The organism is Gluconobacter sp., assembly GCF_047722525.1.
Lineage (GTDB): Bacteria > Pseudomonadota > Alphaproteobacteria > Acetobacterales > Acetobacteraceae > Gluconobacter.
Genome location: NZ_JBDNYY010000006.1, coordinates 41,650 through 64,869, shown reverse-complemented (window position 1 = coordinate 64,869; position 23,220 = coordinate 41,650). Strand labels below are relative to the sequence as shown.

Annotated in this window: 21 protein-coding genes; 16 read left to right on the top strand and 5 right to left on the bottom strand. The window is 60.9% G+C overall.

What is annotated here, in order from left to right:
* Positions 1-110: 110 nt before the first annotated feature.
* The gene (locus ABF859_RS07430; protein WP_415527142.1) at positions 111-1,127 is read left to right on the top strand and encodes a hypothetical protein; all 1,017 of its coding nucleotides are present in this window, start codon (positions 111-113) and stop codon (positions 1,125-1,127) included.
* 135 nt (positions 1,128-1,262) lie between these two features.
* Positions 1,263-2,495, top strand: a complete 1,233-nt coding sequence (locus ABF859_RS07425) for a glycosyltransferase family 4 protein (protein WP_415527141.1) — start codon at positions 1,263-1,265, stop codon at positions 2,493-2,495.
* A 41-nt stretch (positions 2,496-2,536) separates the two neighbouring features.
* On the opposite strand, the gene ABF859_RS07420 is transcribed toward ABF859_RS07425, so the two are convergent.
* Entirely contained in the window at positions 2,537-3,682 is a 1,146-nt protein-coding gene (locus ABF859_RS07420; RefSeq protein WP_415527140.1) for a hypothetical protein, read from the bottom strand.
* A gap of 197 nt (positions 3,683-3,879) precedes the next feature.
* Between ABF859_RS07420 and ABF859_RS07415 the strand changes: the two genes are divergently transcribed.
* On the top strand, positions 3,880-4,320 hold the full coding sequence (locus tag ABF859_RS07415) for a hypothetical protein (protein WP_415527139.1): 441 nt from the start codon (positions 3,880-3,882) through the stop codon (positions 4,318-4,320).
* A 62-nt stretch (positions 4,321-4,382) separates the two neighbouring features.
* Here ABF859_RS07415 and dps read toward each other — a convergent pair whose 3' ends face one another.
* Positions 4,383-4,922, bottom strand: a complete 540-nt coding sequence (gene dps, locus ABF859_RS07410) for a DNA starvation/stationary phase protection protein Dps (protein ID WP_415527138.1) — start codon at positions 4,920-4,922, stop codon at positions 4,383-4,385.
* A 338-nt stretch (positions 4,923-5,260) separates the two neighbouring features.
* Here dps and pstC point away from each other — a divergent pair, with 338 nt between their 5' ends.
* From pstC to ABF859_RS07375, 7 genes are read left to right on the top strand one after another with little or no spacing between them, the layout of a single operon-like run.
* A complete protein-coding gene (pstC, locus tag ABF859_RS07405; RefSeq protein WP_415527137.1) occupies positions 5,261-6,241 on the top strand; it encodes a phosphate ABC transporter permease subunit PstC in 981 nt (326 codons plus the stop codon).
* A complete protein-coding gene (pstA, locus tag ABF859_RS07400; protein WP_415527136.1) occupies positions 6,238-7,110 on the top strand; it encodes a phosphate ABC transporter permease PstA in 873 nt (290 codons plus the stop codon). Before pstC ends, pstA begins: the two co-directional genes overlap by 4 nt.
* Positions 7,111-7,148: 38 nt before the next feature.
* Positions 7,149-7,937 carry a phosphate ABC transporter ATP-binding protein PstB gene (gene pstB, locus ABF859_RS07395; protein WP_415527279.1) on the top strand — a complete coding sequence of 263 codons (789 nt, stop codon included), beginning with the start codon at positions 7,149-7,151 and terminating at the stop codon, positions 7,935-7,937.
* Between the two features lie 6 nt (positions 7,938-7,943).
* The gene (phoU, locus tag ABF859_RS07390) at positions 7,944-8,678 is read left to right on the top strand and encodes a phosphate signaling complex protein PhoU (RefSeq protein WP_415527135.1); all 735 of its coding nucleotides are present in this window, start codon (positions 7,944-7,946) and stop codon (positions 8,676-8,678) included.
* Positions 8,675-9,397 (top strand): response regulator, encoded by a 723-nt coding sequence (locus tag ABF859_RS07385; RefSeq protein ID WP_415527134.1) that lies wholly within the window; start codon positions 8,675-8,677, stop codon positions 9,395-9,397. Before phoU ends, ABF859_RS07385 begins: the two co-directional genes overlap by 4 nt.
* A gap of 3 nt (positions 9,398-9,400) precedes the next feature.
* Positions 9,401-10,672: a sensor histidine kinase gene (locus tag ABF859_RS07380; protein ID WP_415527133.1), complete on the top strand. Its 1,272-nt coding sequence runs from the start codon at positions 9,401-9,403 to the stop codon at positions 10,670-10,672.
* A gap of 36 nt (positions 10,673-10,708) precedes the next feature.
* Positions 10,709-12,811: a prolyl oligopeptidase family serine peptidase gene (locus ABF859_RS07375; RefSeq protein ID WP_415527132.1), complete on the top strand. Its 2,103-nt coding sequence runs from the start codon at positions 10,709-10,711 to the stop codon at positions 12,809-12,811.
* 72 nt (positions 12,812-12,883) lie between these two features.
* On the opposite strand, the gene ABF859_RS07370 is transcribed toward ABF859_RS07375, so the two are convergent.
* Both ABF859_RS07370 and ABF859_RS07365 read right to left on the bottom strand, forming a co-directional pair.
* Positions 12,884-14,302: an amino acid permease gene (locus ABF859_RS07370; RefSeq protein ID WP_415527131.1), complete on the bottom strand. Its 1,419-nt coding sequence runs from the start codon at positions 14,300-14,302 to the stop codon at positions 12,884-12,886.
* Positions 14,303-14,493: 191 nt separating this feature from the next.
* Positions 14,494-15,750 (bottom strand): transglycosylase SLT domain-containing protein, encoded by a 1,257-nt coding sequence (locus ABF859_RS07365; protein ID WP_415527130.1) that lies wholly within the window; start codon positions 15,748-15,750, stop codon positions 14,494-14,496.
* A 63-nt stretch (positions 15,751-15,813) separates the two neighbouring features.
* On the opposite strand from ABF859_RS07365, the gene ABF859_RS07360 reads away from it, so the two are divergent.
* The 5 genes from ABF859_RS07360 (at position 15,814) to ABF859_RS07340 (ending at position 21,201) form a co-directional block, all read left to right on the top strand.
* Positions 15,814-16,287, top strand: coding sequence for a flagellar basal body-associated FliL family protein (locus ABF859_RS07360; protein ID WP_415527129.1), 474 nt, complete (start codon positions 15,814-15,816; stop codon positions 16,285-16,287).
* Positions 16,284-17,402, top strand: a complete 1,119-nt coding sequence (gene fliM, locus ABF859_RS07355) for a flagellar motor switch protein FliM (protein ID WP_415527128.1) — start codon at positions 16,284-16,286, stop codon at positions 17,400-17,402. The genes ABF859_RS07360 and fliM overlap by 4 nt, the downstream gene beginning before the upstream one ends.
* A 14-nt stretch (positions 17,403-17,416) precedes the next feature.
* Entirely contained in the window at positions 17,417-17,914 is a 498-nt protein-coding gene (locus ABF859_RS07350; RefSeq protein ID WP_415479958.1) for a DUF6468 domain-containing protein, read from the top strand.
* Between the two features lie 6 nt (positions 17,915-17,920).
* Positions 17,921-18,655 carry a MotE family protein gene (locus ABF859_RS07345; RefSeq protein ID WP_415527127.1) on the top strand — a complete coding sequence of 245 codons (735 nt, stop codon included), beginning with the start codon at positions 17,921-17,923 and terminating at the stop codon, positions 18,653-18,655.
* A gap of 257 nt (positions 18,656-18,912) precedes the next feature.
* Positions 18,913-21,201 (top strand): tetratricopeptide repeat protein, encoded by a 2,289-nt coding sequence (locus ABF859_RS07340; RefSeq protein ID WP_415527126.1) that lies wholly within the window; start codon positions 18,913-18,915, stop codon positions 21,199-21,201.
* Positions 21,202-21,208: 7 nt separating this feature from the next.
* Here ABF859_RS07340 and ABF859_RS07335 read toward each other — a convergent pair whose 3' ends face one another.
* Complete coding sequence (locus tag ABF859_RS07335; protein ID WP_415527125.1) at positions 21,209-21,877, bottom strand: TetR/AcrR family transcriptional regulator; 669 nt, start codon at positions 21,875-21,877, stop codon at positions 21,209-21,211.
* A 132-nt stretch (positions 21,878-22,009) separates the two neighbouring features.
* Here ABF859_RS07335 and ABF859_RS07330 point away from each other — a divergent pair, with 132 nt between their 5' ends.
* Positions 22,010-23,218 carry an efflux RND transporter periplasmic adaptor subunit gene (locus tag ABF859_RS07330; RefSeq protein WP_415527278.1) on the top strand — a complete coding sequence of 403 codons (1,209 nt, stop codon included), beginning with the start codon at positions 22,010-22,012 and terminating at the stop codon, positions 23,216-23,218.
* The last annotated feature ends 2 nt before the right edge of the window (positions 23,219-23,220 follow it).

Genomic DNA, 23,220 nt, shown 5'->3' with positions numbered 1-23,220 from the left:
TTGCAACACATCGTCGGGATGCTGCTCATAACTGTGATGACCACTCGTGACAGTTCATGAAACATGCCGGTATTATTGCCCGCAAGAACGGACGCAATTGGGAGTAGGGAATGTCTAACGCCGCCGAAGCACCGCGACAGAACCGGATTATCGACCTCAAGGCCGGGGCGCACATGATGGTGCTGGATGCAGGAATCTTCTGCATCTTTCATGCTGCCGGTCAGACTCCTGCCGGGCCGGCGGGACTGCCGGGTGTCCGGATTTCGCGCGCACCGGGCACGCCGCCGGGGATCGTGACGGTCAGCACCTTCGAGGAGGATGGCTGGATCGGTGGATCGAATGGCGCAGCCCTTGTCCGCGTCATGCGTGGCCCGGCTGCGGTTCTGGTGACAACCTATCAGGAGCCTGACAGCCCCCATGCAGCGCCCCGTCTGCAGGTTGCCCAGCTTGCAGGTCCGGTGACCCCGGCCCAGCCGGCTGTTCCGGCGCCTGCTCCGGTATCGGCGGCCGTGGCCGAGGCGACTGAAGCGGCTACGGAAACGGCGGCGGAGAAGATTTCGAAGGACATCGCCGCTCACATCCAGCGTCGTGGCGACGTCACGACCGGTATCGGGCACTGGATGGGTGTTCCCGGAAGCCAGAGCTGGATCGAGGGTTTCAGCATCGCTCCCGAAGATGGCGTTCCCGCTTCGGACATCGAATATCAGGCGGTTCTCGGCAAGGGATGGCTGTCTCCCTGGGCTGAAGGCGGACAGTATTGCGGCTCGCGTGGCATGGCCCTCCCGATTCTGGGACTGCGGGTGCGCCTGAAGGGCAAGTCTGCCGAAACTCTCAAAGTCCGTCTGACCGCGACCTTCACGGACGGCACGCGCCTTGGTCCCGTGGACGGTTCCGAGGCGCTCGAGGCAGAAAGCCTCGCCCCGCTGGAGGCTTTCCTGCTGGAAATCGTGCCTGAGGGCGAAGAGGCTGCTGCCGTACCCCCGGTTTCGGCTCCCAAGGCTGCTTCAAAAGCCGCAGCGGGCAAAACGGCCGCAAAGGCTCCTGCCAAGTCCCGCGCGCCGAAGACTGCTGAAGACAAGGCCAAGCCTGCTACTCCGAAAAAGCGCAAGCCTGCTTCGGCGTCCTGATTTATCGGTGATGTCTGACTGAATAACCGGAGGAGGAACTTTCCTTCTCCGGTCTTCCTGAAACTGTTGCCATCTGCCCTCCTCTCCGTGCGCGAACAGGAAACCGCAGAGGCTTCCAGGCGCTCCGGAGAAGATGTGCGTTATCTATTCGTCCACCAGAACTTTCCAGGACAGTTCCTGCATTTCGTCCGCCATCTTCAGGCGCAGGATCATGAGATCGTCTTCATTTCCGAAGCCAATAATGGTCACATCCCTGGTGTCCGGCGCGCCATCTACCGCGTGCCGCGCCTGCCATCGATGGAAACCCATCCGCATCTGAGAGAGTTCGAATACGGCCTGCTCCGCGCCGAAGCTGTCGCAACGGCAGCCCGGACGCTCAAGGGGCTTGGCTACGAGCCCGACATCATCATCGGCCATCATGGCTGGGGCGAACTGCTCAATCTGGGCGACGTGTTTCCGAACTGTCCGATTCTCGGATATTTCGAGTTTTTCTACCATGCCGATCGCAATGACGTCGGTTTCGACCCGGAGTTTCCGCCCTCTCCGGAACTCGCCGCCGCCGTAAGGGTCAAGAATTCCATCAATCTGCAGGCGCTCTGTCTGGCGAACGGATATGGTCAGAGCCCCACACAGTTCCAGCTCGGCACCTACCCCGCCTGGGCGCAGGAGAAAATCTCCCTGCTGCGCGAGGGAGTGAATCTGGAACTCTGCTGCCCTGACCCACAGGCCAGACGGCGCAACCTTGTCATCAAGGACGTCCGGATCACGCCCAGGACGCCGCTTGTGACCTATGTCGCGCGTGATCTCGAACCCTATCGCGGCTTCCACGTCGTCATGCGCGCCCTCCCGCGTATTCTCTCCGAACGCAAGGACGCGCATGTCATTCTCGTCGGGGGAGACAAGGTGAGCTACGGCACACTTCCTCCGGGTGGGAAAAGCTGGCGCGAAGTCATGTTGCGTGAAGTGGGAGACCGGCTGGACCTCGAGCGTGTGCATTTTGTCGGCAAGGTCGAATACGATGATTTCCGGGCGCTTCTGCGGCGCTCGGATGCTCATCTGTATCTGACCTATCCGTTCGTCGCGTCCTGGTCCCTGCGGGAGGCCATGGCGACAGGCTGTCCGATCATCGGCAGCGATACCGCGCCGGTCAGGGAGTTCATCACGAATGACGTGACTGGCCGTCTGGTGCCGTTTTTGGAACCGGAGAAAATCGCTGAAGCAACACTTGCGATTCTGGAGGACCGAAAGACTGCGCGTCGTCTGGGGCAGGAGGCCCGCCGTTACGCCGAGGCTGAACTCTGCCTGAAGGATTACCTGAAGCGTTATGACGATCTTGTCGCCCGGATCCTGAACACGCATCGCTCCTGAAGAAGCGTGGGGCGCAGGGAGACGTGTTTCGCCCTGCCCTGTCAGGAACTGTGCCAGGACGAAGCGATGTTCTTGTAGGTGACATCGTATTCTTCGACGAATTCGTGGAACGCGTGCTGGTTATCAATCTGCAGATCGCAGATCGGATTCCGGCTTTGCAGCGCATTGTAAATCGCACGACTGACGGCCCGGTTCAGGACACCGGGGCCGGTCTTGAAGGCAATATAAAGTCCGGCATGTTCGAATGTGTTGACCAGCGCGGTCATCGCCGCATTGGCGATATAGGGATTGCCCGGAGCCGCACCGAAGAAATCGTTATGCAGGACGTAATTATGCGTCGTGAAAAGACGGCAGGATTTGTGAGTGGTCGCCGTAAGGCTCTCCCAGGCGTCCCTGGAGCGGATCCGCAGATCGGCATCAAGCCACCAGCCACCATTGGCCTGGATAACATAGAGGCGTAGCAGGTCGGCACCTTCGGCAGGATGACGGACTTTCCGAAAGATTTCGCAGATCTCTTTTCCATAATGATCGTACAGCCATATGCTGGCGGAATCACGATCAAAGAACACGAAATCAGAGCCCAGAAGCTCCTGATGATAGCGGAGATTGTTCCGGATTTCTTCGGGTGGGTTACTGTCCCAGTACATGTAAAGGCGACATGGGATGGAGGTCGAGCCCAGCGCACTTTCCCCGGTGACAAGGCCGGTAGGAGGGTAACGCAGGGCAAGTTCCAGATAAAGCCGGTCTATTTCTTCTCCGGAATGGAATATTTCGAAAGCATTCCCGATAAGCTCCAGCCCTTCTCCCGTCCTCCCGCTCTGCCATGAGATCTGAATGCCCCGGATGTAGTTGGCCAATCGCGGAGAATACTTCTCCAGCTCTTCCAGTTCTTCCGTTGGTGGAAGATTGGAAGATTTCAGAAGGCAGAGCAGTCTGACCTGCAGCAGGGACTGTGGAAGTGGAAATTCCGTCTGTTCCTTGCTGTGCAGGTCGAATGCCAGTCTGTAGAAGAAGGACGCTTCAAGAACCTTGCTGTGAATATGCAGGATATTGGCGATGGCAAAGGCATGCTCTACTGTCGAGGCACCATGTTTATCGTAATAAGCAACGGCCTGAGGGTCGTGGCAGGAATGAAGTATATCGACATATGTAGATGAAGGGGAGGCGTCAGCTTCTATGTTATTCATTAGTTAACCATTTCGACAGTCGAATTTGGTAATTTGCTATGTATAACCTTAATTTAGTGCCTGACTATTTATCAATGGGATAAACGTTCTTTGAAAGAACTCCAGTATTTTTCAGGATTTTTCAGTATCCTGACGGAGGGTGTACATTTGTTTCCGGGCAGGGAATCGGTCGGGATAACAGACAGGGAGAGGCCGGAATGGTGAATGAAACAGTATCAGTTCTGAAAGCTGCTCTGGGGCGGTGGGTGTGCAGGAAAGATGCGTCTTCCCATCCGGGCCTGCTGACAAATGCGGATCTTCATGACCTTGCTGTGGCCACGAGAGCCGGGATGTCCGAACCGGCTTCCCCGGAGGGACGGCGGGAATGGGGTGATCTGAGGGAGTTGACGAAGAACTGGCTCGTTCAGCAGAAGCTGGGTGTTGAGCCGGGGCCGTTGCAGGTTCATGATTTTGAACATCTGGCGACCCTGATTTCACCAGAGCATCCCGTTTCGACGCCATCTCCTGTGGTTCCCGATCCTGTCAGCCCCCCGGAGCCGTCAGAAAGCGGGCTATCCTGCCAGTCGGACGTGGAACTCTGGACGCATGAGGCGGCCGAACTGTCTTTTGCCCGGGAGCATCTCGAGCGCTGTCTCTGAAAAACGAAACGCCCCGCAGGAAACCTGCGGGGCGCTGTCTGACGCAGACGGGACGGCAGTGATCAGCCGCGGGCGCCCTTGTGGTCGCCATCACGCATCTGGCCGGTCGGCTCCTGAACATGCGCTTCAAGAAACCACAGATGCTTGTCGAGGCCCCGGGACACTTCCGTGAACACGTCGGCCGTATCGTCATCACCGGCTTCGTCCGTCACCTTGATGGACTCACGCATATTGTTGGCAACCGTCCCATAGCGGTCGATCAGGGCCGCGAGATGATCGGCGACGCGGTAGATATTGGTCGGGTAAGGTGTGCAGGCGCTGTTCTTGGAGACGTCCTGCACCGTTCCCAGTGCTGTTCCACCAAGTTGGACGGCTCGTTCGGCAACCGTATCCGAGAAACCGTCAATGCTGGAACGGAAGCCATCAAGCATTTCGTGAACGCCGATGAACTGTGGGCCCTTGAGGTTCCAATGGGCCTGCTTGGTGATGAGGGCCAGGTCGATCAGGTCCGACAGGCGGGCGTTCAGCGTTTCAATGGAAACATTCTTGGTGTTATCCGCAGTGTTGTTCTGCGTGACATGGCGATCTGTTCTGGAAACCATGGGAGAACTCCTTGCAATATCTGAATCAGGCCCGAAAATGGATCCGGACCGTTGAAATGTCGTGGCGGCCGCCTTCAGGCAGGTCTGTCAGTCTCTGAAACGTGTCACCTGTGCCACGGTTGCATCCAAAAGCCCGGTTCCGGTCTGACAATTGCGTTGGCAGGTTCGGACAGGGTACGGGCGAGCGGCATTTGCCGTTTCCTGCAACGCTGACATAAATCTTTCATCCTGCGCCGTTCCTGTTCCGGTTGTTCTTCCCTGACAGGACGGCTAATGCACTGGTGTGGCGGCTGCGGCTGCCGGATAACGCCCGTTTTTCAAGTCAGAGCCTCTCACGCATGACCCTTGCCACAGCTACGCAGCCCCCCGAGGCCCGCGACAGGGCCGGTGTTTCCCACGGCGGAAGCCGCCGCAGCGGACCCGATACCGCGTTCCATATTCTGGTGGCAGCTTCGGCTCTGCTGGTTCTGGTGGTGCTGGGTGGTCTTGTGCTCCTCATGGGCGTGGGTGGCAGTCAGGCTTTCCGGACATTCGGTCCCGGATTTGCCTTCCATGACGTCTGGAACCCGGTCGCCGATGAGTACGGGGCCCTCGCACCTCTGTTCGGCACCATCGTCAGCACCCTGATCGGGGTTCTGATTGCTCTGCCTCTGGCTTTCGGAACGGCGTTCTGGCTGACGGCCATTGCCCCTCCGCGCCTTGCGGCGATCGTCGGAACAGCCGTGCAGCTTCTGGCGGCCGTCCCGTCCATTATTTTCGGCATGTGGGGCTTCTTCACGATCGTCCCTTTCATGGCGCGGACGGTCCAGCCCTTCCTGACCCATCATTTCCGCCATGTTCCCGGGATCAGCTTCATCATTCATGGCGCACCGTTCGGAACGGGCCTCATGACGGCCGGTCTGGTGCTGGCGGTCATGATCGCGCCTTTCATGACGGCCGTGATGCGGGATGTTTTCGCGGCGATGCCCAACATGCTGCGTGAAAGCGCCTATGGCCTTGGAGCCACCCGCTGGGAGGTGATGTGGAAGGTCGTGGTCCCCTGGTCCCGCTCGGGCATGATCGGTGCGATCGTGCTGGGCATGGGGCGTGCCCTGGGGGAGACCATGGCCGTGACCTTCGTGATCGGCAACGTGACGGCCGTCGGCTGGTCGCTGTTTGCACCCCGGAGCACCGTCGCGTCCCTGATCGCCCTCCAGTTCCCGGAAAGCCCGGCCGGGTCGCTGCGCCTGTCCTCGCTGCTGGCGCTGGGCTTCATCCTGATGCTGCTGTCCTTCGCCAGTCTGGCGCTCGCGCGGATGCTGCGGGGAGAGACGAAATGAGCGAGGCCGTTACCCCTACGAGCGGCTGGAAGCCCGACCCCCGCGCTGCCCGACGCCGCCGCGCCGATCATGTGGCCACCGCTTTCGGCATGGTGATGGCGGGTATTCTCGTTCTGGTGCTGGCTTCGATTCTGGGGGTCCTGCTCTCGCGGGGGCTCGCCGGTCTGTCAGCCACCGCACTCCTGAAGCCGATGGGGCCTCCGGGATCCTCTTCGGGTCTGGCGAACGCGATCATGGGCAGTCTGATCCAGACCTTTCTGGCGCTGCTGATGGCGACGCCGCTGGGTCTGGGATGCGGGATCTATCTTTCGGAATACGGGGTCAAAACCAACCGGTTCGCATCCTGTGTCCGCTTCGTCTCCGATGTGCTGATGTCGGTGCCGTCCATTCTGGTCGGTCTGTTCGTCTATCAGGTCATGGTGGCGCCGTTCGGGCATTTTTCCGCACTCGCCGGTTCCGTTGCGCTGGCGATCCTTGCGGTGCCGATCATCGTGCGGACGACCGAGGACATGCTGCGCCTTGTGCCGACCTCCATGCGCGAAGCCGGTGCCGCTCTGGGTGCCACGCGCTGGCGCGTGACGCTGTCGCTGTGCCTGCGCTCCGCCAGGACGGGTGTGCTGACCGGTATTCTTCTGGCCCTCGCCCGGGTGAGCGGCGAGACGGCACCACTGCTGTTCACGTCGCTGGGCAACCAGAACTGGTCCTTCAGCCTCAACAGGCCGATGGCGAGTCTGCCGGTGACGATCTACCAGTATGCCGGTGCGTCCTATGAAGACTGGGTGCAACTGGCCTGGACCGGTGCGCTTCTGGTGACGATGGGTGTGCTGGCCATCAACATTGCCGTCCGCGTCTCGGCGCGACGCGGATGACCCCGGGAACACTGCAGGGGATGACACAGGATTTCATGATGACCGAGACTGATCCGCAGGTGGCGAAAAGCCCTGAAGTGGCGCTGGCTGTCCGCAACCTGAACTTCTATTACGGCGAAAATCACGCCCTGCACGACATTTCGATCGATTTCCCTGCCCGTCGGGTAACGGCCATGATCGGGCCGAGCGGCTGTGGCAAATCGACGCTGCTGCGGATCTTCAACCGCATGTACGATCTTTATCCCGGCCAGCGCGCGACGGGGGAGGTGATCTTCGACGGGCGGAACATTCTTGAGCGCGATCTGGACCTGAACATCCTGCGCGCGCGTGTGGGCATGGTGTTCCAGAAGCCGACGCCGTTCCCGATGTCCATCTATGACAACATCGCCTTCGGTGTGCGTTTGCATGAGAAGCTGAGCAAGGCGGATATGGATGTCCGCGTGCAGGACGTTCTGACGCGTGTGGCGCTGTGGAACGAGGTGCGGGACCGTCTGAATGCTCCGGCGGCGGGTCTGTCGGGCGGTCAGCAGCAGCGTCTGTGCATCGCCCGCTCGATTGCGACGCGTCCGGAGGTGCTGCTGCTCGATGAACCCACCTCGGCGCTGGACCCGATTTCCACCGCACGCATCGAGGAGCTTCTCGACGAACTCAAGGAAGAGTTCACGATCGCGATCGTGACCCACAACATGCAGCAGGCTGCGCGTTGCGCCGATCAGGTCGCCTTCTTCTACATGGGGCGGCTGATCGAAGTGGACAGCGCGGACCGGATTTTCACCAATCCGAGACAGCAGCAGACCCAGGATTACATCACCGGCAGGTTTGGATAACGCGTCATGGCTGACAGATCCCACATCGTCAAAAGCTACGAACAGGAGCTGGGGCAGCTCCGCTCCATGATGGCGCAGATGGGCGGCATTGTGGAAAATCAGGTGGCGCTCGCGCTCTCCGCCATTGCGGACCGCAACGAGGAAGCCGCCGATGCGGCTGCGCGGCAGGACCCGGAAGTGGACCAGCTTGAGCGCGAGGTCGAAAGCCTTGCGATCCGCCTGCTGGCCCTGCGCAGCCCGATGGCAGGAGATCTGCGCGAAATCGTGGCGGCCCTGAAAATCACGGGCGATCTGGAACGTATTGGCGATTACGCGTCCTCCATCGCGCGTCGTTCCCTGCGCATCCGGATGCCGGAAAACCAGATCTCGCTCTCGGGTCTGCGCAGCATGGGACGGCTGGTGCAGGAGAACCTGCGCCGCTCGATCGACGCCATCACCCAGCAGGACTCCAATCGCGCCATGGAAGTCTGGCATTCGGACCGCGCCGTGGATGAGTATTACACGGCGCTGTTCCGCGAACTCGTGACGTACATGATGGAAGATGCCCGCAATATCCGGGCCTGCACGGAACTGCTCTTCATCGCCAAGAACCTCGAGCGGATCGGTGATCATGCGACCAATATCGCCGAGCGCGTCTTCTATGCGGTGACAGGCGACAACCTGCCGTCCCTGCGCCCGCGTGGTGGTCCGGCCTCTGCGATGACAGTCCCGGATGCCAGCCCTGAGCCTGACGCCCGGTGAGTGGCGCAGCGGCGGTTCGGGCCAAGGGGCTGGTTCTTCTGGTCGAGGATGATCCGGCCCTCTTGCTGATGACCTGCTACAATCTCGAACAGCGTGGCTATCGCGTCGAGACGGCGGGAGATGGGGAAACGGCTCTGGCCGCGCTGGAAGTCTCCCGCCCGGATGCGGTGGTACTGGACTGGATGTTGCCGGGCCTGTCCGGGCTGGATGTCTGCCGCCGCATCCGCGCCAATCCTGCGTTGCAGGATGTCCCGGTGCTTCTCCTGACGGCGCGTTCGGCCGAGCAGGACGCGATCCGCGGACTGGATACGGGTGCGGACGACTATCTGATGAAGCCGTGCAGCATCGATACGCTCGATGCGCGTCTGCGGGCTCTGCTGCGGCGGCACCAGTCGTCCTATGACCGGCTGTCCTTCGCGGACATTACGCTGGACCCTGAAACGCATCGCGTGGAGCGGGCCGGGCGGATGCTGTCGCTGGGGCCGACCGAATACCGGCTGCTGGATCTGCTGATCCGTAACCCGCGCAAGGTGTTTTCCCGCGAGGATCTGCTGCGGCGGATCTGGGGTCAGAACATCCATGTCGAGATCCGGACGATCGACGTCCATATCCGGCGTCTGCGCAAGGCCATTAACGGGCCGGGCGAGGCGGATCTGGTGCGGACCGTGCGGGCCGCCGGCTATGCGCTGGATGACGGTCCGGCGACGGACGGCGGCTGACACATGCCTCCCGGAGGAGGGCTCGCGCCCGCAGCGGACGCGTTGCCGCTACCGGTGGACATGCTCCTCGTCTGTGTGGCGCTGGCAGGGTGGGGGCTGGCGGTCTGGCTGCTGCTGCGCCGGTCACCGGGGCCAGCCTCTCCTCCCGATGGGTCTCTGCAACCTGTTTCCCCAGCCGATCTGCCGGTCGATCCTCTTCCCGCCTGCGCCGTGGTGCTGGACGGGCTTGGGGCGATCATTCAGGTCAACGAGGAGGCCGCGTCCCAGTTCGGGGAAACGGTGGGCGCGATCCTGCGTCATCCCGCAGCGCGCTCCGCGCTCTCGGCGGCGCTGCGGGCTCCGGTGCCCATCGGGAGCACGGCTGGCAGCGGCCGGGCGGAACTGCCACCGGTCTGCTCCACGACCTTCACGCTCGATGTGCCGGTTCCGCGTACGCTCCATCTGATGCTGCGTCGTCTTCCGGGTGGTAAGGGACAGGACAGGCGCGTTCTGGTCGTCCTCACCGATCGCAGCGAGGCGCAGGCTGCGGACCGGATGCGCATGGATTTCGTCGCCCATGCCAGCCACGAGCTTCGCACGCCACTCGCGTCCCTGAGTGGGTTCATTGATGCCTTACAGGGGGCAGCCGGGGAGAATCCGGTCATGCGTCAGCAGTTCCTCGACATCATGCGCCAGCAGTCCGAACGGCTGAAACGGCTGATCGACCGGCTGCTGTATCTGTCGCGCGTGCAGGCCCATGAGCATCAGCGTCCCCGGGACGTGGTGGAGGTGGCGGATCTCATGGCCATCGTCCTTGGGGAAGTGGCGCCCCGTTTCGAACAAAAGGGCCGCACCCTGACGGTGGAGATCGAGGACGATCTGCTGATCCGGGCCGACGAGGACGAGATGGTCCAGGTCCTGCTCAACCTGATCGAAAATGCCCTGCGCTATGGTGCGGAAGAGGGCGATCCCCTGACCCTCACCCTGTCAGCCCGGCGCGCCGTCAGTCCGGATGACCGCTGGCCCGCTGATGGAGGCGTCATTTTGGGTGTCCGGGACAGTGGCCGTGGCATGGAAGCCCATCATCTGCCGCGCCTCACCGAACGTTTCTATCGCGTCGGCCTTCCAGCCGATGGAGCTGGTCAGGGGACCGGGCTGGGCCTCTCCATCGTCCGCCATATCCTGGACCGGCATGGCGGGCGTCTGCGGATTGCGAGTGCGCCGGGCAAGGGAACGACCTGTCTGGTCTGGCTGCCGCCGGCAGGCGCCGCCCTTGCGGTTTCGCCTGTGGAATGACAGTTTCTTTCTGAAACAATCAGAGGTGTTGTGACCGTGACAGTTTTCCGGAGTTTCCGTCGTGTCGGCCTTGCGGCGCTGCTGACGGGGAGCATGTTTACCCCGCTGCATGCAGCGGATGTCCCCGACACGATCCCCGCTTGGCTGAGCGACATCAACGGCGCGCAGGCCATGTCCTGGGTGAAGGCACAGAACGACCGGACCCTGCGTCTGCTGGGTCATGGCCCGCTGTATCAGGGTCTGTATGACACATCCCTGAAGTTGCTTCAGACCCATGACCGTCTGGCATCGCCGATCCAGATTGACGGGATGATCTACAATTTCTGGCGTGACGACCGGCATCTGCGGGGCATCCTGCGCCGGACAACGCCGGATTCCTACGCGAGCGAGCATCCGGAATGGACGGTAGCGCTGGATCTTGATGCGCTGGCAGCGAAGGAAAAGCGCAACTGGGTCTACGGGGGTGTGGACTGTCTGCACAGCCAGCAGAACCTCTGCCTGCTCCATCTTTCCGACGGTGGCGAGGACGCCAAGACCGTCCGGGAGTTCGATCTGCGGACCGGAAAGTTCGTCGAAGGCGGCTTCAGCCTGCCCCATGCCAAGCAGGATTCAAGCTGGCTGGACCGCGACACGCTTCTGGTCAGTTATCCCTGGACGGATGCCGATGTTACGGAATCGTCCTACCCGTATATCGTGAAGCTTCTCAAGCGCGGGCAGTCGCTGGCGGACGCGCAGACGGTCTTTACCGGAAGCCGGAAGGACGTTGAGGTTGGCCCGGAAGTCCTGCATGACGGGGCCGGACATCAGGTGACGCTGATCCGTGAGGGACTGGATGCGTTTTCGTCCAAGCTGTTCCTGTATCGTGATGGTCAGGTGACGCAGGTCGCCATTCCCCGGAAGGCGGATGTTGCCGCCCTGTTCAATGGCCGTCTGGTGGTCCAGTTGAAGGAAGACTGGAAAGTCGGGACGCAGACTTTCCCGCAGGGCAGCGTGGTACTGGTTGATCCGGCCGCCGCGACGGTCGCACCCCAGCTTCTGGTTGCGCCGACCGGACGGCAGATGATCGAGGAAGTGTCCACGAGCCACGGCCATCTGATCGTTACGCTCTATGACAACGTGCGGGGCCGGATTTCGATCTATACGCCGTCTGGCGCAGGCTTCACGTACAGGGATCTGCCGCTGCCGCAGAACATGTCCGTCGATCTGGCCAGCGTTGATGAGGAAAGCCCGGTGGCTTATGCCGTGTCGACCGGATTCCTGAGCCCGACCACGCTGTGGGAAATCAACAGCGATACGGCTTCGGTGCAGAAGCTTCATACACTGCCAGCGCAGTTCGATGTCTCGGACCTGACGGTGGACCAGCAGGAAGTCCGCTCGACGGACGGAACCAGCGTTCCGTATTTCATCATACACCGCCGGGACATGAAGCTGGATGGCACCAATCCGACGCTGCTCTATGCGTATGGTGGATTTGAAGTGCCGCTTTTCCCGTTCTATTCGGCCGGGATCGGCAATAACTGGCTGTCGCGCGGCGGGGTCTATGTGCTGGCGAATATCCGCGGCGGCGGTGAGTTCGGACCGGCCTGGCATGATGCGGGGCTGAAGACGCATCGTCAGCGGATCTATGATGACTTCGCTGCCGTGGCGAAGGATCTGATGGATCGGAAGGTGACGTCCCCGCAGCATCTGGCAATCCAGGGCGGCTCCAACGGTGGTCTGCTGATGGGTGTCGAGTTCACGCAACACCCGGATTTCTGGAAGGCCGTCGATATCGAAGTGCCGCTGCTGGACATGATGAATTACGAACACATGTCGGCTGGTGCGTCCTGGGTGGGCGAGTACGGGACGGTCTCCATTCCGGAGCAGAAGGCGTTCCTGCGCGGGATTTCCCCGCTTCAGAACCTCAAGCCGGATGTGAAATATCCTGTACCGTTTATCGAGACGACCACCAAGGATGATCGCGTCGGCCCGGTTCATGCCCGTCGTTTTGCATGGCGGATGAGCGAACTGAAGCTGCCCTATTATTACTGGGAGCAGGTGGCGGGTGGGCATGGCTTTGGTGCCAGCCAGAAGGAAATCGCCCAGACGCAGGCGCTCAGCTATGCCTATCTGTGGTCCGAACTGGGCCGGACGCACTGAGGCTTCGCGTCATGCGGATATGAAAAAGGGCGCTCTCACGAGCGCCCTTTTTTGTGCCGGTAAGGGTGAGGATCAGCCGGGGCGGCGGCTTCGGTCCAGCAGGCACCAGCCTCCGATCAGCACGGCGCCGATCAGGGGAATGGCGCCGATCGTGATCGTGCCGTCCGGGTAGTCGAAGGCCATCATGACCAGAACGAAGCCCAGAAATCCGAGGGTGGCCCATGTCGTATAAGGCGCGCCGGGCATGTTGAAGCCTGTTGGCGCGATATCGCCGCGGTTGATCGCTGCCCGCAGGCGGAGCTGACACAGCAGGATGAAGCCCCACGTGCTGACGATGCCGAGTGCCGAGAAGTTCAGGACGATTTCGAACACGCGGGACGGGATGAGATAGTTCAGCATCACGCCCACGAGGTACACGGCCAGTGTGGTGAGGATGCCGACATAGGGCACGGAGCTTCGGTTCAGTTTGCCCAGGGCCTTGGGGCCAGACCCGCCAAGCGCCAGTGCGCGCAGGACGCGTCCCGTGGAATAAAGGCCGGAATTGAGGCTGGAGAGGGCGGCGGTCAGGACCACGACATTCATGATGGTGCCGATCCCCGGGATGCCCAGAGCCTGAAAGAACGTCACGAACGGGCTGGTACCGGCATGGTATTCCGTCCAAGGCAGCAGGCAGACCAGCAGGATGACGGAACCCACATAGAACAGGGCAATCCGCCAGATCACGCTGTTGATGGCGCGGGGGAGGATTTCTCGGGCGTCCTCGCACTCACCCGCGGCCGTCCCCAGCAGTTCGATGCCTGAATAGGCGAACACCACGCCCTGAAGCAGCATGAGAGCCGAGAAGAGCCCATGCGGAAAGATACCGCCGTTTTCGGTAATCAGGTGAAACCCGGTCGTATGGCCCGCGACCGGCATGCGTGTGCCGAGAATGAGGGCGCCAGCGATGAGAAAGAGTGCCAGCGCCACGACCTTGATGAGGGAGAACCAGAACTCCATCTCGCCGAAATAGCGCACGCCGATCATGTTCATGGTGCCGACGATCGCCAGCGCCACAAGTGCGAAAACCCATTGCGGAACCGGCAGGAACACCGCCCAATAATGCATGTAGAGCGCCACGGCCGTGATATCGACGATGCCTGTCATGGCCCAGTTCAGGAAGGACAGCCATCCTGCCATGTAGGCGGCACGTTCGCCGAGGAACTCACGCGCATAGGTTACGAAGCTGCCGCTGGTCGGGCGGTACATGACGAGTTCGCCCAGCGCACGCAGGATCAGGAACGAAAAGACGCCGCAGATCGCATAGATGATCGCAAGGGACGGGCCAGCCACCTGAAGGCGTGAACCCGCGCCCAGGAACAGTCCCGTGCCGATGGCGCCACCGATGGCGATCATCTGCACATGACGGCGTCCCAGGTCCTTGTGATAGCCTTCCTCGCTGATGGCCCCTTCGTGATGGGTCGGGGGGTGAGCTGGAGCCGGGCTTGTCGTCATCTGCACGTCCTGGGAAGTCATCGGAAAAGGTGTCGGTGAAGCTGAAAGGGGCATGACGGGAGGCGGCGCCGGGAGGGTCTACGCTTCATGCGCGGCAGCTATGTGTTGCATGCATGGGAACATAGGGGAAAGTTGCCGCATTGCCAACGCGGATTGCTTGCACAGATGAAACTGTCTGCCGGACTGTGCCTTCAGTGTCCCGGCGGGACGGCCATGCAGGCCATTCCCTGTCCGGAAAGAGTTGAGCAGGCCTGTGCCGCCCCGACACGACTGATTCCCGTCAGACGGGCACGCCAGACCGTGGTGCCGTGGCTTGGCGTAGGATGAACTTCGATTCGGGCAGACTGAAGCGGCGTAAATGCGGCCTGCCGTGCCATGGTGGCCGCGAATTTTGCCTGTCCGATACTGGCAAAAGCGCCCACCTGCACGGCCCAGGGGCCATAGCTTCCGGGGCGGCGGTATCCAACCACCAGGGTGGTTGATTCCGTGGGCTGTACCGGCAGCGTATGAGGCGTCGGAATGGTGGGGGCAGGCGGGAGCGGCCGGGAAGATACCGGCTCCTGAAGGGTGAGCGTATCGCCCGCAGGTCTGGAGACGACTGTCGCAGCAGGTGGGGCGAGTTGTGGGGTGCTGACGGGCTGCACGGCACAGGGCACATCGGGGTCGTAAGCATCGTCCGGGTTGCACGGAACCGCGCTGGGGGCTGCGATCGGCGACTGGGCGGCGGCGGATGTGACATGGCGGCTGGCCCAGACCTGTCCGACACTTCGTGATGCCGTCATGACCGGGGCCTGCACGGTCTGCGCAGGAGCCAGGCCGGCGAGGGCGGTGCCGGACTGGGAGGCGTTCAGCTGATCGGCGCTGGCATAGGCGGCCAGCGGACCGGTCATGGCGACCTGCGTGCCGAGATGGGGGGTGATGCTTGCGACGTAATTGACGGTTTCGCTGGGAAGCTGACGCCCTTCGTAAAGATAATCCTCAAGCCGCTGCGGACCAGCATTGTAAGCAGCGAGAAAAGCCGGAGCACCGTATTTCCGGGCGAGGATGCTGATATAGCCCGTACCCGCCATGATGTTGTCATGCGGCTCATAGGGATCCGCCCGCAGACCGTAGCGCGAGCGCATGTCCGCATAGGTCTGGGGCATGAGCTGCATCAGACCCATCGCGCCGGAATGGGAGGTGATGGGTCGTCCATTCAGGAACTGGTGTCCGCCCGACTCCTGATGGATGACAGCACGGATCCAGTCCTGGGGAATCGAGAACCGGCTGGCAGCCTGCACGATATAGGGCCGCCATGGATCACTCGCCGGACCCGGGGCGCGATAGGCGCCGCTGGAGGCATAGTAACGGTTGTAGGGAGAGCGCTGGGACGCGCAGCCTGCAAGGGTTGCGAGGCTCAGGATGATGGTTCCCGTCTGAAGGAAGACTCGCCTTTTCCTGCGCATCATAAACCCACTGTTAATCTTTTATGCCGATGATGAGCGCTGTCCGAAAGAGAAGGCAGACGAACGGTGACCACGGAGACTCCGGAAAACGAAACCCCGGTCAAGAAGGGGGGTAAGCGCAAGATCATCATCCTTGCAGTGCTGGCATGCCTGCTTCTGGCGGGTGGTGGAGCCTTTGCATGGAAGCATTTTCATCACGCGGCAACCCCGGCGGTGAAGACGGCCGCCCAGCCGGTGAAATGGACGATCATCACCATTCCGACCATTCTCTCCAATCTCGACTCCGGGACGGATCGCACGCGATATGTCCGGATCGGTGCCCGGCTTGAGATCGAGGACGGCAAGAACGCTGCAAACGTGGCCGCTCTGATGCCGCAGATTCAGGACGCTTTCCAGACCTGTCTGCATGGAATGCAGCCATCGGAGCTTTCCGGCAGCGGCATTTACCGGCTGCGGGAAACGATGCTGGCGCAGATCACCAACATCGTGGCGCCCCTTCGGGTGAGGGATCTCTTTTTCGTAGAGGTGCTGGTGCAGTGAGCGACGACCGACAGGCCGATACCGCTTTTGCGGACTATGACGCTGACATGCCTGCCGCTGCCTTTCCGCTGTCCGGACAGGATATGGGAGGATTCGGGCACGATAATGGTCAGGAACACGTCCTCAGCCAGGCCGAGATCGACAGTCTTTTCGGCAAGGACTCTACAGTCAGTGGACCTTTGGACAGCAGTGGCATCGAGCGGGTGGTCAGCACATCGGGTGTGTCCTCTGAGCGACTGCCCATGCTTGAGGTCGTTTTCGACCGTTTCACCAGAATCCTGACGACGAGCCTGCGCAATTTCACCAGTGACAACGTCGAGGTCTCCATGGATCGCCTGGGGTCCCAGCGTTTTGGGGACTATCTTGAAAATGTGCCCGGACAGGCCATGTTCGCGGTCTTCAAGGCGGAGGAATGGGACAATTACGGCATCGTCGTGCTGAGTTCCCCTCTGATCTACAGTATCGTGGATGCGCTGCTCGGAGGGCATGTCCGCAGTGACAGTCCGGCCACCGGTCCGGCCGGCCGACAGACGGGGCGGCATCATACCGCCATTGAACGCGCTCTGATCGAACCGATGGTCAGGATTATCCTGGACGATCTGGAAACAAGTTTCAGTCCGCTCTGCGCAGTCAATTTTCATTTTGAGCGGCTGGAAATGAATTCACGCTTTGCGATGATCTGCCGCGCCGGAAACGGTGTGGTCACCGCCCGTTTCGGAATTGATATGGAAGGTCGGGGTGGTGATGTGGACGTGGTCTTGCCGCACGCCACACTCGAACCTGTCCGGGACATCCTGCTGCAGCAGTTCATGGGTGAGAAATTCGGCCATGACGGCATGTGGGAGAATCACCTTGCCCAGGAACTCTGGCAGACGGATCTGACCCTTGATGCCGTTCTGGAAGAGCAGACGGTGAATCTGAAAGACATCATGAAGCTCGCTCCTGGAGACCAACTGGTCCTGCGTCGCAAGCCGGATGCCCTCGTCAGTCTGCGCTGTGGAGAACATGTGCTTTTCACCGGGCGTGTGGGTCGCAGGCAGGGGCAGGTCGCCGTCAAGATCGAAGAAGTTCTCAACCAGAAACCCGGCACGGATCGTGCCGTATCCTATAGCTGAGCGGAGCATATTTCATGGACAGATTTCAGCTCGGGATCGAGATTGCCCTGTCAGTGCTGCTGCTGGTGACGATTTTCTATAGTCTTTATCTGGGACGGGCTCTGTCCGTTCTCCGACGTGATCGCGGCCAGCTCGATGCCCTGATCGCCAGTCTCCAGTCCAGCAGTGCACAGGCCCAGTCCGGTATTGACCACCTGCGTCAGACGACGGAACTCGTCGGGCGCGCTCTGGGCAAGACTGTCGAATCCGGCAGGAGTCTGAAACGGGATCTGGCGATGCTGTGTGACCGGTCCGAGACCCTTGCCCAGCAGCTGGAATCCCTTCTGCCGGCCGGCCGCGTTGCGGCAGCCAGCGTAAAAGCCGCGCCCCGTGTCGAAGAACGCCCTGAGGATACTTCGTTCCGCTCCGCACTTCGCCTGAAACCGGACGAAATACGGACGATGAAGCCCAGTGGCAGCAAGAGTGCTGCGGAGCGTGAACTTCTGCGTGCCCTTCGTCAGAAGCAGGGATAATCCGTCATGTTCTTCCGTATCCTGCATCTCGCCTGCGGTCTGATGATTGTTCTTCTGGGGGTCAAGATCTACGCGATCGCGGGCGATCTGATGGATGACACGGATTCTGCCTCGTCGTCCCTGACAGCCGTGGCCATGGCGCAGCCCCAGCCCCAGCCCCAGCCTGATGCCCCTGCATCCGTTGCCCCCCCGGTTCAGTCTTCCAGAACGGCTGAACCTCCGGCTTCTCCGCCTGTGGCTGTTCCGAAAACAGATGATCTCTGTGTCCATGGTGGCTGTAAAGGATCCGCACCGGCGGTTCAGACATCTACCGCACCGCCGGCAGATCCCGCACTGGCGGAACAGCTTGCTTCCCGCGAAAAGGAGCTGGATCGCAGGGATGCGGCCCTGAATGATCGCCAGCGTCTCGTTGATGCGGCCGAGGAAGAATTGCAGCGTCGTATGACGGCTCTGGAGAACTCCCGGACTGCACTTGAAACAAGCGAGCAGCATACGGATCAGCTGCGGAATGAAGATGCGGATCGGCTGGTCAAAATCTATCAGGCGATGAAACCGGAGGATGCGGCGGCGATCTTCAATATTCTGGATCTGCGCGTCGGGGTGGCGCTGCTCAACAAAATGAACCCGCGCAAGGCTTCCGCCATCATGGAGGCCATGTCTCCACAGCGGGCCATTCTGGCTACGCAGCTCCTTGTGAATTCCCATGCGCGGCCTGCTACCCGGATTGGTGGCAACGGATGAGGCGGCCCTTTCTGGTCACGGTTCTGGGACTGTCGTTTCTCGGAACGGCGCTGGCTGAGCCGGCTGCGAAAGTCCCCGGACCAAAGTCCGGACCGGGGGAAACACATCCTCCAAAAGCCGTGGATGGAGGGCTGTTACCTGCTGGATGGTCTTTTCTAAACGATCCGTCTCCTCTTTTCCCACACCCCGAAAAAGCCATACAGGAGAAGCGGGCTTCTGCTGGAACCAGTTCACCTTCTGGAGTTCCGGTCACGGGGATGACAGTCCCGTCTGTGGACCGCTCCGTACAGATTCCCGCAGCGACTGGATTGTGGTTGCCTCTGGGTGAACTGACACCGGTGGCAGCCTTCCGGAACGGGCAGAATATCGTACTCGTAGCGGCAGGGCGCCACGTCCTTGATACGGCAGGTCTGGCGGGGATCGGGCCTTTTACGTCGGTTTCCAGCCGGATCCTGCCGGATGTGACGGTCATTACCATTGGATTGTCGGATGAACGCAATCCTGTTCTTCGGCCGGTTGGGGCTGGCTGGACCGTATCGGTTGCCGCAGATGTAAAGCCTCAGGCCGACATGCTTCTGGGACAGGACGGAAATGCGCTGACGTTCATGCCGCCCGTTGAAGAGGGGCTACCACAGGTTGTTGCGCTGGATGATCCTGATTCGGGGCGCAGGCTTCTGTTGGGAATGACGCGCTCGGGACGCATTCAGCAGACCATGCGTCGTCTGGGAACCGGCTTTGCAGTTCGGAGCAGCCTGATCGGTGTGGTGGTTGCGGCTGATTCCGACACCATAGAACTGCGGCAGACAAGCGGGAAACTGGTTCTGGATACGACGGGACCGGACAGTTTTCCGTTGATGGCGTCCAACCGGCTTCAACCCTATGGCTCCTCTCTGAGTGGTGTCAGTCTGAGCGCAGGGACTCCAGAAGAATTACGGGAGGCTCTCAGGCGGAGTGTAATCTCCGCAGCCCTGGCGTCTTCGGGGGAGCGTTTTGACGCGCGCATGCGGGTTGCGCAGGCGGCGGCCCGGGCTGGTAATGGGCCTCTCCTGGGGGAAGTTATGCAGGTTGCCTTGCAGGACTGGCCTGAAGGTGTGGAAAAACCCGAGGCCCGCCGCCTGCAACAGATATCGGCCGTGCTGAATGCCCGGTCAGGCTCCTCTCCTCTGGCGGAAGATGGAGGAAGCACACCCGAAGACCAGCTCTGGCGCGGAATGATGCGGATGCTTCTGCCATCTGCCAGTCGCTCGGGACAGGTGGCATCAGGGTCTGCCGAAAATGACCGCCTTCATACGGCTGATCTTCTTGCGACGGGCCTTCCCGTTCTTCAGGCTTATGCAGCGCCTTTGCGGGACCGTCTGTTACCAGCGGCCACGGAGTGGGTCGCACGGTATGGAAGTGACGGGGCCACGAAAGTTCTGGATCAGTTGCCGGATGCCCCGCAGGTGCCTCTTGCGAAAGCTCTTCTGGCGGTTCGTCGGCATGCGCCAGATGCGGAGGCAAAACTGTCCGTCCTTTCGCATGATCCATCGCCTCTGGTCTGGCCCGTTGCGCGGGAAGCGTCCCTCCGGCTGGCACTTGAGAAAAAGACTCTCACTCCGCAGGGTGTTGCCGATCAGATGGATGGCATCCTGCCGGCCCTTCGGATTTCAGGACGGGAAAAGGCTGGTCGTTTTCTGCAGATCGAGGCCCTGATGGAAGGTGGGAACCTTGGAGGCGCTGCGGCTGCCGTGCAGGAATGGTGTCATCTGTATCCGGATGATGCCTCCGGGGTTCAGTCGCAGAAGACGGAGATTATTCGACGGATGGCACAGTCTGCGTCTCCGGGAGGGAGGCAGAACATGAATGAGGTTGCCTTTCTGAAGGATGCGTTGGCTACAGCATCTGACAATGCTTCCCGACGGGATATTCTCGATGGTCTGGCGCGTCGTTACGAAGCACTGGGGTTGCCGGATCAGGAGCGGGAGACGCTACGCAGCCTTCTGGCTTCCGAAAGCGGCTCGCAGGCAATGAATGTCCGGATTCGGCTGGCCGGACTTGAGCTCGATATGGGAGATCTCAAGGCTGCCCGACAGGATCTCGCGGTTTTTGCCGAAGGGTCTCCTGATGCTGCTCTGGCGCTTCCCGGAGGGAGCAGCAGCCAGACCGTGGAAGTGGCGCTTCTGAAGGCGCGCATCGCGCTTGCGGATCATCGCTCTGATGAAGCGGCAGGAGAGCTTGCGACCATTCGGGACCCCCGCGCTTGGGTGCTGCGGGCCCAGATGGCTGAGAAAGCCGGGGAGTGGTCCCGGGCCGTGGAGGCGCTTTTACCCATGCTGGATGGTCTGCCGACGGCTGGTGATGCTACGAAGGCCTCGCTGTCACCGGAGCAGCAGGCCCTTGTCCTGCGCCTTGGTGGGGATGCGTCCCGGGCGCAGGATCAGCAGGTGCTCACAAATCTGCAGACGCGATTTGGAGCCCTGATGAAAGGAACACCGTCTGAAGGTGTTTTCCATTTGCTGACGGGAGGCCATGAAAGCGCATCTTCGCCTGTTTCCGCAGGTGGGTAGTTTCCGTTTAGGGCTGAACGGCGGGGCGATGGCCTTCGAGGAAAACCCTGATGCCGTATGCCATGAACTGTTCAAGGTTTTCTTTTGAACGACTGGGTTTGCAATGTGTGAGCTGTCCCAGCATGGGGCCACCCAGTGTCATGCCAAAGAGCAGGTCCGAAGCTTCGGGAATGTCGGGAATATCCAGTCTGCCCGCTTCGGACTGGGTGGTCAGCCAGTTCTGGATCGGCAGGACGCGGCCCGAAAGCTGGAAAAGATCTGCGACAAGCTGTCGGACTGCGGGATTACGGCTGGTTTCCGTAATGACGGAACGAAGCAGGCTCAGGCGTTCGTCACAGAACATGCACGCTGCGATACTGGTCATCAGGCCCAGAAGCTGTTTTTCCAGAGGATCCGTGGGCAGCGGTGTGTAGTGTATGGGGGCGAAAAGCCGCTCCAGGATCAGGGTCTCGAAAAGGATCTGTTTGGAGTCGAAGAATTGATAGAGGGTTTTCTTGGACATGCCGGAGCAGGCCGCGATACTGTCCATCGACGCGGCATGATAGCCGTGTGTGGTCAGAACCGCGCTGGCTGCGTCCAGAATCCGGGTGCGTCTTTCCGCTTCGTCGAGTTGTGCAGGACGACCACAGCAGGGCTGTTTCCGCTCTTCGGACTGGCTGGTCGACGAACTGCGCAAGATCAACTCCGATATTATTTCACAGACTGAATTGACGTCTGTCAAAGAAACCCGCTAGTTTCCACCCTCGCAGGAAACTAGCGGGTTTCTGTATCACAGGATAGCGGCCGTATCATGCCTTCTTTTCAGAAAATGTCTTTGAATTCTTCTGCTGCCCTGTCTCCGGTCGGTCCGTGGGGTGGGAAGAGAACCTTCCTGGTGCCGTTTCTGGCGTTTCCGCTGCTGGTGGCGGGGTGTCAGAAAAAAACGCCTCCTCCGCAGATGCCGCCGCAGCCTGTTGATGTCGTGACGCTGAAAACGCAGCCGGTCACGCTTGAAACGTCCCTGCCGGGGCGGACAGATGCCTATGAGCAGGCGCAGATCCGGCCGCAGGTGAATGGCGTCATCGTCTCGCGCGATTTCGAGCAGGGTGCTGACGTCAAGGCCGGACAGCAGCTTTTCCAGATCTATATCGCGCCGTATCAGGCCGCATACGATCAGGCGAAAGCCCAGCTTCTGAATGCCCAGGCCGCAGCCGCGCGGGCAAACGGTCAGTTGAAGCGCTATCGTCCGCTGGTGGCGGCGCACGCGGTGAGTTCGCAGGATTTCGACAATACACTGGCCACGGCGCGTGAGGCCGAGGCACAGGTGGCACAGGCGAAGGCTTCCGTGGAAGCTGCCGCCGTCAATCTGAACTATACGCATGTCCGTGCGCCCATCAGCGGTCGGATCGGCCGTACACTGTATACGCCGGGCGCGTTGCTGACGGCGGGACAGACCCAGCCGATCGCAGTCGTGACGCGGCTTGATCCGATTTACGTGGACGTCAACCTGGCAGCGTCCGACATGCTGCGTCTGAAGCGTGAACTGGCGAACGGGCAGGTCGAGCGGAGTGGCGCGGATGCAGCAGCGGTCAGCTTGAAGCTGGAAGACAGTTCCGATTATCCGGCACGTGGCAAGCTTCAGCTTTCGGAAGTTACGGTGGATCCTTCAACTGGTACGCTCGTCATGCGGGCAGTTTTTCCGAATCCCGATCATCTGCTGCTGCCGGGCATGTTCGTGCATGCGCATATTCAGGAAGGTATTGATCCGAACGGTTTGCTGGTGCCGCAGGTTGCCGTGGCGCGGGATGCCAAGGGCAATCCTTACGTCATGATCGTGGACGGTGAGAACAAGGTCAGCCAGCGTTCCATTCAGGTCTCGCGGACGGTCGGGGAATCCTGGCTGGTTTCGGGTGGTCTGAAGGTGGGCGAGAAGGTGATCGTGAACGGTCTGCAGAAGGTCCAGCCGGGCGCGAAGGTGGCACCTCACGACGTGCCTGCCGAAGCCCCGTCCGCAAGTTCTGCGGGAAAGGCGGAGTAACC